This is a genomic window from Paenibacillus sp. P3E (assembly GCF_001909045.1).
In the GTDB taxonomy this organism is placed as follows: domain Bacteria; phylum Bacillota; class Bacilli; order Paenibacillales; family Paenibacillaceae; genus Paenibacillus_AQ; species Paenibacillus_AQ helianthi.
The window spans coordinates 26,718-40,903 of sequence record NZ_LVWH01000192.1; the positions used below are offsets into that span (position 1 = coordinate 26,718).

Genomic DNA, 14,186 nt, shown 5'->3' on the forward strand with positions numbered 1-14,186 from the left:
CAAGCCATGACCTTAGTGGAAAAAGTAAAACTAAATCGCTGATATACGCTCCGAAAAAGAGTTTAGTGGGACGGAATAGACTTAATTCAAGCGAATTTACCATTTTAGGATCAATTGGACCAGATTAAGTCTACTTTTTCCCACTACAGGTGATGGGTCAGCCATACGGCACAGATTAAGTCTACTTTTTCCACATCGGTTCGCTCCAGCCTGGCGGATGCGTAACGTGAGGTGAATTTATTCTACTTTAATTTTACTAAATCTGATCCTGAGTGTGGTAGAAGCCTGGACTTCCGTCTACTAACTAGTTTCTTTTTTGATGTGTCAACCGCTTGTCATATATCAGCAGGCCACGTATAATAAGGGCATATGCTACCCATGCCGCTCTTTCTGCGGCACTATCAGAGGATGGAATTTCAGAGAAGACCCTCGATTTGGCTGGGTCCAATCCGAGGCTATATTTCAGAAGAGAACGCTCTATTACACGGATGGCCTGTCTACGGCCGAACGTTTATGGGAAGGGAGAATGCTGCAGTGAAAGTACTTGGAGCTATTGAAGCAGGGGGAACAAAGTTTGTATGCGGGATTGGAAACGAGGACGGTACGATTATCGACCGGGTCAGCTTTCCGACGACCACACCTGAGGAAACAATGGGGCTTGTGCTGGATTATTTTAGCGGGAAAAATGTAGAAGCCATCGGCATTGGCTCATTCGGTCCTATTGATCCGGTGATTGGCAGCCCGACCTACGGCTACATCACAACCACCCCTAAACCCTATTGGGGACAATATAATTTGGTTGGAACGGTTGCCGGGCATTTTTCAGTGCCTATCGGCTTTGATACGGATGTGAATGGTGCGGCGCTGGGAGAATACAAGTGGGGTGCGGCCCAAGGGCTGGACAGTTGTCTCTATATCACAGTCGGCACAGGAATTGGGGCTGGTGCTGTAGTGGGAGGTAAGCTTGTTCATGGCTTGTCTCATCCCGAAATGGGACATATTCTTGTGCGCCGCCATGCGGAAGATACTTTTGAAGGTTTTTGTCCTTATCATGGCGATTGCCTGGAAGGACTGGCGGCAGGTCCGGCGATTGGCACCCGCTGGGGCAAACCGGCAGGTGAGCTGCCGGCGGATCATCCGGCCTGGGCAATGGAAGCCCACTATCTGGCGCATGCGCTGATGAATTACGTGCTTATTCTCTCGCCGCAGAAGATTGTCATGGGTGGCGGAGTCATGAAGCAGAGCCAGCTTTTCCCGCTGATTCATACACAGCTTCAGGAGCTGCTGGGCGGCTATGTTCAGCATCCTGCACTGAATGAGGCCATCGGCAGCTATATTGTTCCGCCGCAGCTTGGGGATAATGCGGGTCTTTCCGGAGCGCTTGGACTGGCTAAGCTGGCATTGGACCGGGAGTAGCGGAGGCCGGCTAAGCCATTTTTGCCCGGAATAAAAAGAGATTGACTGTTTCGCTATAAATAGGTATTGTAAGCATTAACAGTATAGCATCCAGAGGAAGCACCTCTTTCACGCAATTCGTGAGAGAGGTGCTTTTTTGTGTGTAAATTTAAGGATGAATAGCCTTCAGATTTTCAGCCATCCTTTATTATCCTGGGGCTTTGGCTTGTCCGGCAAAACTCGGAATCCGGCCAGCACGGGAATGATGCATACTGTAAGACGAGGAAGGTAGGGAATGCAGATGCAAATTGTATTTATGAACCGTTTATCCAGAATATCCGGGGCCGATCAGGAGGTATTCGCCCAGCTCTGGATTGGGGAAGAAGAAGGCCATTGGCGCCTTGGCTGGCGTGAATTCTCCGGTACAGAGGAAATGGGAGACAACTTGTGGTATGAAGGCGGCTCCTGGAATGAGATGCTTTGCGTTTACCGGCATGAGCTCGCGGTGAAGATGGGCGACGGTTATCGGCCGCTGATTGATGGTTCCTTTCACGATGAGGACAGCCTCACCGGCACCCGCAATCAGGAACAGCTGAAACTGCAATATTTCAGCGAGCATCATGGCAACGAATCCATCTATGAAGAGTTGTGCGCCTGGCGCCGGGGGAAGGCCTCCAGTGAACGGAAGGCGCCTTACATTCTTGCCAGCAACCGGCTGCTGCGGATGCTGAGCGCCTTTCTTCCCCGTACACCGGAGGAGCTGCTGCAAATTCCGGGTGTAGGCGAGGGCAAAGCCTCGCAATACGGCGGAGACTGGCTGAGCATCACCTCTGCCATAGAGCGGGAGCATAGTTTTCCACTGGGCTGGGTGCATCAGGCCGTTGATGAGGAGCGGTTTATGGCCTGGCAGTACAAGCAGAAGGAGCTGAAATACAAGAAGCAGCTGGAGCGGCTGCGGCTGCGAAGGGTTCTGCTGCAGGGAATCGAGGAAGGTCTTGGGATGGAGCAGTTGAAGGCACAGGGTGGTGTGAGCCGCCGTGAGGTGCTTGAAGCTGTAGAAGAACTGGAAAAAGACGGATACTCCGTGGAGAAACTCATTGCACTTGAAATGGCGGATGTATCCCCCAACGAGCAAGCCGAGGTATGGACTGCCTACGAGCTTATGGGAGATACCTTCCTGAAGCCTGTCCTTTACAAAGCCTATGGGGAAGGCTTCTCTCCTGCAGAAGGGTTGGATGTCTACTATGAGCGGCTGCGCCTAATCCGCATCCGTTACCGGCGGGGGCAGGCGGTTCAACTAGGTGTGGCAACGAATTTCTAGGTAGTCTGGTCATCCTCTTCAGAATCATTATTGGAAGTGTCTTGATTGAAGCACTCTTCATGGAGACCTCCCTTTAGGAGAATACTGTATCTTGGAGTAAAATACATGTATTCCGAGTAAAAAGGAGAGAGACCCGATGATCGTAACATTAACGGTTAACCCCAGCGTAGATGCCAGCACAGGGATTGACAAGGTAGTACCGGACAACAAGCTGCGCTGCAAGGAGGCATCCTATAAACCTGGAGGTGGCGGGATCAATGTCTCCCGGGCTATCCACAGATTGGGCGGAGAGTCCTTGGCTCTGTATGCATCTGGCGGACTTCACGGGCAACTGCTGCATGAGATGCTGGGTAAGGAGGGCGTCAGCCACCAGGAGATCCCGATTTCCGGACAGACGCGGGAAAATCTGATTGTCGTGGAGGAATCCACAGGGCAACAGTTCCGGTTTGACATGCCGGGCCCCCATTTTATTGAAGGCGACTGGGAGCAGTGCCTGGATCAATTGAAGTCGTTGACCGGGAAGCCTAGCTATATTGTGGCCAGCGGCAGCCTGCCTCCAGGCTGTCCGGCAGATTTTTATGGCCGCGTCATTGAGGCAGTGAAGCCATGGCAGGCGAAGGTTATTGTGGATACCTCGGGCGAAGCACTGCAAAAGGCTGCGGATGCCGGAGTATATCTGCTCAAACCCAATGCACGTGAGCTTGAGGAGCTGGCTGGACACGCAATTACAGGTGATGCGGAGGTTCGGGCAGCTGCGCTGGAACTGATCGAGCAAGGACGGACAGAGGTAGTATTGGTATCCCTTGGCGGCGAGGGCGCTTTGCTGATAACAAGGGATGGCTGTGAACATCTCAAGGCCCCTGAAGTTCCTGTACTGAGTGTGGTGGGAGCCGGTGACAGTCTGGTAGGCGGGCTGGTCTACAGCCTGGAACGGGGCTGGCCGCTGCGCCGGGCCGTTCAATTCGGAATCGCCTCTGGAGCGGCGGCCGTAATGAACCCTGAGCGTCAGCTGTGTAAACGCGGAGATGCGGAACGATTGTTCGCGCAAATAGAGGCGGCAGATGCAGAAGCTCTAAAGTAAACCAAAAAGACGAAGGCTTCCTTACCATGCGGTATAGGGGGCCTTCGTCCTGCTTATTCGTCCAGTATGATTCATAGCCATTCCTTTTTACGGAATATAACCAGCATCCCGCAGCCAAGTGTAACCATGACGGCAATGACTCCATAGTAGCCGTACCGGGTATGGATTTCAGGAATATTATCAAAGTTCATCCCGTAGATCCCGGTGATGACCGTCAGCGGCATGAATATAGTGGTAATGGCGGTGAAGACTCTCATGATCTCATTGGCACGGTTGGCGATACTGGATTGGTAAGCTTCACGTAAGTTCCCCATGAGATCGCGGTACGTTTCAAAGGTTTCAGAGATCTTGACCGCATTTTCATAAATATCGCTAAAATACTTCTGCAGCTGATCATCGATCAGACGGAGGTCTTTTTTGTTAAGTGTGTTGATAACTTCCTTCTGTGGTCCCAGCATTTTCTTCAACCAGAGAATTTCACTCCGCAGACCGATGATCTCGCTCAAATGCGATTTCTTGGTGTGCATCAGGATATCCTCTTCGAGTTTCTCAATCCGCGCTTCAATCCGGTCACCGACGGAGAAAAAGTTGTCTACGACAAGGTCGATCAGCAGATAGAGGAACCGGTCCGGCTCGCTGACTTCCTGCTCCCACAGAACGGGCTTCAGCACGCGCAGCTCGTGAATCTTTTGCTTGGTCACGGTAATAATGAAATGTCTGCCCAGAAACACGTTGAGTGCACGGAGGAAAATCTCCTCATCATCAAAACGGATGCTGTTAACTACAATAAAATAATGGCTTTCGTAAATTTCAAGCTTCGGGCGCTGATCCTCTTCACTGAGGCAGTCCTCCACGGCTAAATCATGCAGATTATACAAAGGCTGAAGCAGCTCCAGATCCTCAACATCCGCATCAATCCAATAAAATCCCTCTGCGGGGACAGTCAATGTTTCTTCAATGTCATCCACAGGGGTAAAAACTCCTGCGTTTACCAACCGGATTTTCATCTGATTCCACTCCTCTTGACCCTAGTCTTCTCCAGGGTCTGTGCTAATATAGGCACAGGGAAAAATCAGCTTGGCCGGAGGTACGGTCAATCCATGAGGCCAAATGACAGTTCGAGGGCATGAAGAAGAAATGCTCCCGCCGCCGGCAAGCTGATGTTAATCCTGTGTGGTTGCTCTTTCTGGACGCTTAACTGCGAACTCGGGTCGCCTTCCATTCTTCTCTCACCTCTTCTTTTCGTCAGGTAGGGCCTTTGAAACCCTTGTCTAGTATAACCTCCGGGTATAGGTCTTTCAAGCTAAATTCTTGAGGCTGTAAAGGACCCATTAGCATTGTATGGACTTGACGAAAAGGAGGTTCATGATTTAAAGTGAATTTTAAGAAAAGCATTTAACGTTATGTGACTTTTTCTCAATTGAATACAGCTAAATCTTATCAAGAGCAGGTGGAGGGACTAGCCCGATGAAACCCGGCAACCGGCGTGTGAACGCACGGTGCTAATTCTTGCGGAAGCTTTTGCAGGTAAGCCTTTCAGGCTGCTTGGCTCAAGTTCTCTGGCAGATGAGAGAGGCGCATATGACTAACAGATATATGACCTTTCTCGCCCGAGAAAGGTCTTTTTTATATTCAGCTCAATGAAGGAGTGGAAACTGATATGCCAATTAAAATTCCCGACAGTCTGCCGGCGAAAGAAGTTTTGTCCGGAGAAAACATTTTTGTAATGGATGAAAGCCAGGCCTTCCACCAGGACATCCGCCCGCTGCGAATCGCCATCCTGAATTTGATGCCTACCAAGGAAACCACAGAGACACAGCTGCTGCGTCTGGTCGGGAATTCACCGCTTCAGGTAGATGTTGTGCTACTGCACCCGAGCTCCCATACCTCGAAGAACACTTCGGCAGAACATTTGAAGAGTTTTTACAAAACCTTTGATGAGATCAGCGACCGCCGTTTTGACGGGCTGATTGTAACCGGCGCTCCGGTGGAGCAGCTGGAGTTCGAAGATGTGAACTACTGGGAAGAGCTTAAGGGAATATTTGAATGGAGCAAGCACAATGTGACCTCGACCATGCATATCTGTTGGGCGGCACAAGCCGGGCTGTATCATCACTTCGGCGTACGCAAGGTTGATCTGGACGAGAAATGTTTTGGCGTTTTTCCGCACACCGTGAGCCATACTAACGTGAAGCTGCTGCGCGGCTTTGACGAGGTGTTCCATGTTCCGCATTCCCGGCACACGGATGTCTCGCGTGAAGATATTCTTGCGAATCCCGAGCTGCAGATTCTTGCCGAATCCGAGGAAGCCGGAGTGTATCTGGTTTCAACGCTTGACGGAAAACAAATTTTTGTGACCGGACATTCTGAATATGATCCATTTTCGTTAAAATGGGAGTATGACCGGGATATTGCCAAAGGGATGGACATTGCCATTCCGAAGCACTACTATCCGCAGGATGACCCGCAGCGCACACCGCCGGCTGTCTGGCGTGCCCATGCCAACTTATTATTCGCTAATTGGCTCAATTACTATGTATACCAGGAGACCCCTTACGATATAGACCAGGCTGATTATTTAGTATTTTAAAAATATAAGATTCTATATATTTCACGCTATCGATTATCCTTCTATTCCTCACTGAAATGGTACCATCCTTTTTATAGGACAGCGAAGCCATTACTGCTTGATATATAGAAGAGATTTGCGCATACATCACACTTAGGAGGCAGCAGCAATGGATGAGAAACTGAGGATTGAGAGCAGATTGGCACAGATAGGTTCACTGGAGGACCCGGCTACAGGAGCGGTTAATTATCCGATTTACAACGCGACGGCATTCCGTCACCCCAGACTCGGGCAGAGCACGGGGTTTGATTATATCCGTACCAAGAATCCTACCCGCTCGGTGCTGGAAGAAGCTGCGGCACAGCTGGAATCGGGCGACGCGGCTTTTGCCTGCAGCTCTGGAATGGGGGCGCTGACGACAGTGTTTGCCTTGTTTGGACAGGGTGACCATCTGGTGGTTTCGCTGGACCTGTATGGCGGAACCTACCGTCTGCTTGAACGGATACTCTCCAAATATGGCATCAGCGCTTCCTATGTGGATACGAATGATCTGGACGGGCTGGAGGCTTCACGGCGTTCGAATACCAAGGCTGTATTTATTGAAACGCCTACCAATCCGCTGATGATGATTACGGATATTGAAGCGGTCTGTACATGGTCACGCCGTCATGGGCTGCTCACCATTGTCGATAATACGCTGTTGACTCCCTTTTTCCAGCGGCCGCTGGAGCTGGGAGCAGATATCATCGTTCATAGCGCAACCAAATATTTGGGGGGGCATAACGATGTCCTCGCCGGACTGATTGTAACCAAAGGCACCGAGCTCTCTGCAGAAATGGCAATTCTTCATAATTCACTGGGGGCAGTGCTTGCGCCGAACGACAGCTACCAGCTAATGAAGGGGATGAAGACACTTGCTCTGCGTATGGAGCGACATGAGAGCAATGCCCTGGCGATGGCCCGCTATTTACTCGAGCATCCAGCCATCGCTGAGGTGTTCCACCCCGGACTGCCTGATCATCCCGGCTATGAGATTCAGAACCGCCAGTCCTCAGGCAACACCGGAATCTTCTCCTTCAAGGTAAAAGACGCCAGATATGTCGAGCCGCTGCTGCGCCATATCCGTCTGATCGCCTTCGCCGAGAGTCTGGGCGGCGTGGAGTCACTGATGACCTATCCGGCGGTCCAGACCCATGCCGACATTCCGGTGGAAATCCGCGATGCGGTCGGCGTGGATGACCGTCTGCTGCGCTTCTCTGTAGGCATTGAGCATGTGGACGACCTGATTGCAGATCTTGGTCAGGCGCTGGAAGCTGCCCGGGCCGAGCTGGAGTAAGCATCCGTTCAGACTATGGCAGCTGAATAATGAACTTGGCAGCAGCCTCAAAGCGGAGGCTGCTTTTTTTTAGAATATATGGATTTAAGTGTTTCACCATCGAGTCTCAATATTGTTCCCGCTGCGAGGCAAAGGTTTTTCAAGCCGTTCGGATTGTGATACGATGGAGTAACGAGCTTATTTAAAAGTTGTACAAATTTTATTTATCCATTCTTATATAGTATGGGCATAAAAAGGAGGCTGCGAACGATGAGTGCGATAGATCTGATTCTGGACAAAACGCTGAAGGGTGAACGTCTTGGCCTGGAGGACACGATTCGGCTGTTCGAGAGCAACGAAATTGAGAAAATGGGCGCTGCCGCTGATATCATCATGAAACGCTGGCATCCAGACCCGCTGGCTACATTTGTGATTGGCCGCAATATTAATTATACGAATGTATGTGATGTGTACTGCCGTTTCTGCGCCTTTTACCGGAAACCGGGCTCGGAGGAAGGTTATGTGCTTCCGGACGAGACGATTTTTCAGAAAATCCAGGAAACCATCGACGTCAACGGAACGGAAATCCTGATGCAGGGCGGAACCAACCCGAACCTGCCATTCAGCTACTATACGGATTTACTGCGCGGAATTAAGCAGCGGTTCCCGGAGATCACTATGCATTCCTTCTCTCCTGCGGAGATTATGAAAATGGTCGAAGTATCCGGTCTGCCGCTGGAACAGGTGGTCCGCGAGATTCATGCGGCAGGCCTGGACTCCCTTCCCGGCGGTGGTGCAGAAATTCTGGATGACCGGACCCGCCGCAAAATCAGCCGTCTCAAAGGCTCGTGGCGTGAATGGATGGATGTGATGCAGACCGCTCACAAGATCGGCATGAACACTACGGCGACCATGGTGATTGGCCTTGGCGAGAGTATGGAGGAGCGGGCACTTCATCTGCTGCGGGTGCGTGAAGCCCAGGATGAGTGTATTGCGAATAAATATGATTCCGAAGGGTTCCTGGCATTTATCTCCTGGACCTTCCAGCCGGATAATACGAACCTGAAGCTGGACCGGCAGACCCCCGAGGAATATCTGAAGACGGTAGCCATCAGCCGCCTGGTGCTTGATAACATCAAGAACTTCCAGTCCTCATGGGTAACCATGGGGCCTGAAGTCGGCAAGCTGTCGCTGCAATATGGCTGCAATGACTTTGGCAGCACGATGATAGAAGAGAATGTGGTTTCCTCGGCGGGTGCGACCTACAAGGTCAACATTGAGTCGATCACGCAGCTGATCCGCGAGACCGGCAAAATTCCGGCACAGCGCAACACGCGCTACGATATCCTGCGGACCTTTGAGGACGGTAATGTGAAGATTGACAATGATTTTGTAATGCAGAACTAATTCTTCAATAAAAATCTATTGATTCATAACGTTGTGTGTAAGATTTTTTTGCGGCGTCTATCCTTGAGTGATTTCGTTAATGAAAACCTCGAGAATAGGCGTTTTTTTTGTTTTTTGTAAACTTTTATCGTCATTAAGAACAAAAAAAGCCCTAATGATGTGATATTTTACACAACTATTAATTAGATTTAATGGTTTTTGCTAGATTCATAATTTTGGATATGATACAATCTTGCGGTCAGCATAAGTAGGAATAAGAAACATATGGGGAGGATATCTGACTTATGGTAGAAAAAAGATGGAACAAGCCAGTAGCCGCTTTATTGGCGAGCACCGTTCTGGCAGCACAAGTGCTGGGCGGAGTTTTTGCAGTTCCGGTTTTGGGGGCGAGCAAGGCAGAGGCTGCAGGCGCTGAAGCTGTTGCTCCTGGAACAGTTAATCTGCGCTTGATGAGCACCACGGATGTACACACCAATGTATACGGTTGGGACTACTTCAAAAATGCGGCTTCTACTACAGTAGGTCTGGACCGCACATCAACGCTGGTAAAAGAAGCCCGGACCCAAGAACCGAACAATCTCCTTCTTGACAACGGTGATTTGATTCAGGGAACACCGCTGGGTACATATATGGCCCAGGTATCAGATTTTAAGACAAGTCCAGACCAGATTCATCCGCTTATTGCAGCCATGAACCTTATGGGGTATGATGCTGCAACGTTTGGCAATCATGAATTCAATTATGGCTTGGACTATCTGGACCGTACGATCAAAGGAAGCGGTGCGGCTGATACCGGAGCAATATTCCCTTATGTAAATGCAAATATTTATAATGTATCCGATGATAAAAATACGTTTGTACCGTATGTCATCATTCCTAAAAAAGTTAAGGACAGCAACGGTAATGAGGTAACGGTTAATGTCGGCCTCCTTGGGTTGGTGACCCCGCAAATCATGGATTGGGACAAGGTGAATCTGGAAGGCAAGGTAATCACCAAGGATATTGCTGAAACTGCAGCCAAATTTGTTCCTATCATGAAGGGTGCCGGCGCAGATGTCATTATTGCCATGGCCCACTCCGGGTTTGATGCGACTGCAGCTGCGGGAACCGGAGCTGAGAATGCCATTAACCTGCTGAGCAAGGTTGATGGCATTGACGCCATCACCTTCTCCCATACGCATAAGGTGTTCCCGACGAACGGGGATGACACTAAGCTGGATGCTTCCTTTAAGGATCCGGCAACCAAAAAGCCATATGATTCCGATGTAGCAAAGATCGATAACCTCAACGGTCATATCAACGGCGTTCCAGCTGTTCAAGCCGGTTATGGCGGGGGCAACCTGGGTCTGATCGATCTGAAGATCGTAAAGGATGGCAGCAGCTGGAAAGTTGACAAGGCATCTTCAAAGGCTTCTACACGCTCCATTACCGGAGTAGCCGTTGATCCTGCTATCGATGCAGTGGCTGGAGCTGCCCATGCAGCAACGATCAAATATGTGAATCAGCCGCTCGGGAAAACCAATGCTCCGATGAACAGCTACTTTGCTCTGGTGCAGGATGATCCGACCGTTCAGATCGTAACCTATGCCCAGCAGCAATATGTTTCGAATCTGGTCAATACGGATGCTAAGCTTGCCCCGTATAAGGACCTGCCGATTCTAAGTGTAGGCGCACCCTTCAAGGCCGGACGCAATGGCCCTGAGGAGTATACTGAAATTCAAAAGGGCGATCTTACGATTGCGAGCGCAAGTGACCTGTATCTCTATGACAACACGCTGAAAGCCATTGTGGTCAAAGGCTCTACAGTGAAGGAATGGGTAGAGATGAGTGCAGGTGCATTCAACCGTATCAAACCGGCGATCTCCACTCCACAGCCGCTTTTGAACTCGGCTTTCGCTGTTTACAACTTCGATGTCATCGATGGTATTAAATATACAATTGATGTAACCAAAAATGCGAAGTACAAGCCGGATGGAACGATTAATGATGCGTCTTCCAGCCGTGTGACTTCCATTACGTACGGCAATGAACCTTTGAAGGATGACCAACAGTTCATCGTGGTTACCAATAACTACCGCGCAAGCGGCGGCGGTAACTTCCCGGGTGTTAAAGCTGGGAAAATGATTATTGACTCCCAAATGGAAAACCGCCAGGTACTGATGGATTATATCAGTGCAGCCGGCACCGTTGATCCGACAGCAGACAACAACTGGTCGATCGCTCCAATCAAAGGGAACGTCAATGTGACCTTCACTTCTTCACCGAAGGCAGCTGCTGTGAAGCCTGCCAATGTTACAGACACAGGCACTAAAGATGTCAAAGGATTTGAAATCTATAATCTTAATCTAAAAGAAACTCCAGTTGCTCCAACCGGAGATGTGGAAGTTCACCTGCTCGGGGTCAACGACTTCCACGGCCAACTCGACACCACTTCTTATGTAGGTAGCGATGCAGTAGGAACTGCAGCAACTCTTGCAGCGTACTTGAAAGATACCCGTGCGAAATATGCAAATGCGTTGCTCTTCCATAACGGTGACTCAGTTGGCGCATCTGCGCCAGTATCCTCGCTTGAGCGTGATGAGCCGACGATGGAATGGATGAACCTGATGAAATTCGATGTGGGCAACTTGGGTAACCATGAGTTTGACCAAGGTGTTGAAGCCCTGAAAACACAGATTTTTGGCGGTAAAGATCCTAAGACCGTCAATAACACTACTATCGTTCATAAAGGCGCAGATTTTGACTACATCAATGCAAACGCGGTAGACAGCTCTTCTGGAGATCCGATCATTAACCCTTACGTAATTAAAGAAGTAGGCGGTGTGAAAATCGGATTTATCGGTGTGGTAACCAAAGCCACTCCAAGCAAAGTCTCTCCTGAGGGAACCAAAGGCGTAAAATTCCTGAGCGCCACAGAAGAAGTTGCAGCGATTGAAAAATATGCCGCAGAACTTCAGAAGCAAGGCGTACAGACGATTGTTGTGCTTGCACATGATCCGGCGACAACCAAAGCAGATGTGACTACGGGAGAAGCGGCTGACCTAGCTAACGCTCTTCCGGCGAACTCACCTGTTGACGTCGTGGTAGCAGGGGACAACCATGCACTTGCTAATGGCGTTGTAAACGGCAAGCTGATTGTTCAAGCCTATTCCTATGGTACAGCTTTCGAAGACATCAAGCTGGTTATTGATAGTGTAACTGGTGATGTGAAGAGCAAATCGGCGACTGTAACCAGCACTCTTCAAAAGAATGTTACACCAGATGCGGAAACTGCAGCCCTGGTGGACAAATATCTGAAACTTCACCCTGAACTGACTCTGCCTGTAGGTACTACAGACGGAACAGTAACCCGCACTGATGCTTACAATAATGAGGCTGCTCTAGGGAACCTGATTGCAGACGCTATGCGTCAAGCTGATTTCCACGATGGAAAAGGTCTCGCTGATTTCGCCTTTATGAATCCGGGTGGTATCCGCGCTGATCTTCCGAAAGGCAATGTGTCTTTTGGCGACTTGGCCAAGATCCAGCCATTTGGCAACACGCTTGTAAAGCTGACCCTTACCGGTGCACAGATCAAGACACTGCTGCAGCAGCAATGGGCAACCAAAGCTGATGGAACTGCAGATACGAAGACACTGCAAATTTCCGGCCTGAAATATACGGCCAACATGTATTTGCCGGTTGCTGATCGTATCGCTAATCTTACCAAGACAGACGGAACACCAATCAGCATGACTCAAAACTATACTGCGGTAGTTAATAACTTCATGGCTGCAGGCGGCGACAACTATAAGGTGCTGACTGCAGCCAGTGAATCCCTGGCCGGTCCGATTGACCTGGATGTATTCTACAATTACGTTAAGAATACTTTCAAGGGCGGTCAAATCACAGCAAAAGTTGAAGGCCGAATCACGAATAATACTGTAGCTCCGGCTCCAACTTCGAACCCGGGAGGGTCTGTGGCAACACCAACACCTACTCCTACGGCTACGCCGGCTGCATCAGCAACACCTGCACCAAGTGTAAAACCAACAGCTCCAACTGCAACACCTGCACCGAACTTTAAGGACCTGGGTAAAGTGGCATGGGCACAAGAGGCTATCAGCTCTTTGGCATCCAAAGGTATTGTGAAGGGTCTGGACGGAAGCAACTTCGCACCGAACAAAACCGTAACGCGTGCTGAATTCATAACGATGCTGGTTCGTGCCCTGAATCTCAGTACTTCAGGAGCAAACGCCTCATTTAATGATGTGAAGCAAGGAGTATGGTACACAGATGCCATCACTGCTGCTGTTAATGCGGGTATTGTGAAAGGTTCCGGCAACGGCAAGTTTGAACCGGGGCGTGAAGTGACCCGCGAAGAAATGGCGATGATGATCGCCGCTGCACTTAAAGATCAATTGAAACCAATGGATACCAAGTCAGCGCTGGCAAACTTTAACGACAAGTCTAAGATTGCTTCTTACGCCCAGGATGCAGTAGCCCAGCTTACACAGCTTGGTATTGTCAATGGGGTGGATGGAGAGAAATTCGCACCGAAGAGCGATGCAACCCGCGCTCAAGCGGCGGTTATCATTTACCGTATGCTGGAAAAGAAGGCTTCCTAAGCTTTGAACCCAGCATGAAATAACAAATGCAAAAAGGAGCTCAGTGTCATCTTTGGATGACAGCGGAGCTCCTTTTTTTTGATGCAGTGATAGCTAGAGATGACCAGTATATGGCGAGACCCGTGTATGTTTAATGCACACGGGTCTCTTTGGGGGTTACTTTGTAGCAGCTTCCCACTTACAGCGGACCGGGGAGACAATTGCATTTTCTTTTTTCAACTCAGTGAAGGCTTTATCGATAGCTTTGCGTTCCAGACCAGACAGCTTTTCAACTTCGCCTGCGCTTAGCGGCGTTGCTGATGCCTTGATAATATCCAATACTTGCTCCTTAACACTCATGTGTTCCACGTCCTTCTCCATTTAATTGTAAGACTATGAATTCAGATAGGTTCTTTAGTATAAGAGATAATAGGACGGAATGCAGTGATATTTTTAGTTTACAACAATATCCATAAGTGATATCATAATCATATCAAATACATATCTTATGG

Annotated in this window: 9 protein-coding genes and 1 riboswitch; of the genes, 7 read left to right on the top strand and 2 right to left on the bottom strand. The window is 49.6% G+C overall.

Annotated features, from left to right (window positions below; translation table 11 throughout):
- Positions 1-534 precede the first annotated feature (534 nt).
- From A3842_RS23070 to A3842_RS23080, 3 genes are all read left to right on the top strand, one after another.
- A complete protein-coding gene (locus A3842_RS23070) occupies positions 535-1,416 on the top strand; it encodes an ROK family protein (RefSeq protein WP_305953394.1) in 882 nt (293 codons plus the stop codon).
- A 280-nt stretch (positions 1,417-1,696) separates the two neighbouring features.
- The gene (locus A3842_RS23075) at positions 1,697-2,716 is read left to right on the top strand and encodes an HRDC domain-containing protein (RefSeq protein WP_074102873.1); all 1,020 of its coding nucleotides are present in this window, start codon (positions 1,697-1,699) and stop codon (positions 2,714-2,716) included.
- A gap of 136 nt (positions 2,717-2,852) precedes the next feature.
- Positions 2,853-3,797 carry a 1-phosphofructokinase family hexose kinase gene (locus A3842_RS23080; protein ID WP_074102866.1) on the top strand — a complete coding sequence of 315 codons (945 nt, stop codon included), beginning with the start codon at positions 2,853-2,855 and terminating at the stop codon, positions 3,795-3,797.
- 71 nt (positions 3,798-3,868) lie between these two features.
- Here the strand turns inward: A3842_RS23080 and corA are convergent, their stop codons facing one another.
- Positions 3,869-4,804 carry a magnesium/cobalt transporter CorA gene (corA, locus tag A3842_RS23085; RefSeq protein ID WP_074084643.1) on the bottom strand — a complete coding sequence of 312 codons (936 nt, stop codon included), beginning with the start codon at positions 4,802-4,804 and terminating at the stop codon, positions 3,869-3,871.
- Between the two features lie 427 nt (positions 4,805-5,231).
- A riboswitch (SAM riboswitch) is annotated at positions 5,232-5,370 on the top strand.
- An 87-nt stretch (positions 5,371-5,457) separates the two neighbouring features.
- Here corA and metA point away from each other — a divergent pair.
- From metA to A3842_RS23105, 4 genes are all read left to right on the top strand, one after another.
- Entirely contained in the window at positions 5,458-6,387 is a 930-nt protein-coding gene (gene metA, locus A3842_RS23090) for a homoserine O-acetyltransferase MetA (protein WP_074102867.1), read from the top strand.
- Positions 6,388-6,535: 148 nt separating this feature from the next.
- Entirely contained in the window at positions 6,536-7,702 is a 1,167-nt protein-coding gene (locus tag A3842_RS23095) for an aminotransferase class I/II-fold pyridoxal phosphate-dependent enzyme (protein ID WP_074102868.1), read from the top strand.
- A 249-nt stretch (positions 7,703-7,951) separates the two neighbouring features.
- The gene (gene mqnC / locus A3842_RS23100) at positions 7,952-9,088 is read left to right on the top strand and encodes a cyclic dehypoxanthinyl futalosine synthase (RefSeq protein ID WP_074102869.1); all 1,137 of its coding nucleotides are present in this window, start codon (positions 7,952-7,954) and stop codon (positions 9,086-9,088) included.
- A gap of 284 nt (positions 9,089-9,372) precedes the next feature.
- A complete protein-coding gene (locus A3842_RS23105; protein ID WP_074102870.1) occupies positions 9,373-13,695 on the top strand; it encodes a bifunctional 2',3'-cyclic-nucleotide 2'-phosphodiesterase/3'-nucleotidase in 4,323 nt (1,440 codons plus the stop codon).
- A gap of 156 nt (positions 13,696-13,851) precedes the next feature.
- Here the strand turns inward: A3842_RS23105 and A3842_RS23110 are convergent, their stop codons facing one another.
- Positions 13,852-14,034 carry a transcriptional regulator gene (locus A3842_RS23110; RefSeq protein WP_074084638.1) on the bottom strand — a complete coding sequence of 61 codons (183 nt, stop codon included), beginning with the start codon at positions 14,032-14,034 and terminating at the stop codon, positions 13,852-13,854.
- Between the last annotated feature and the right edge of the window lie 152 nt (positions 14,035-14,186).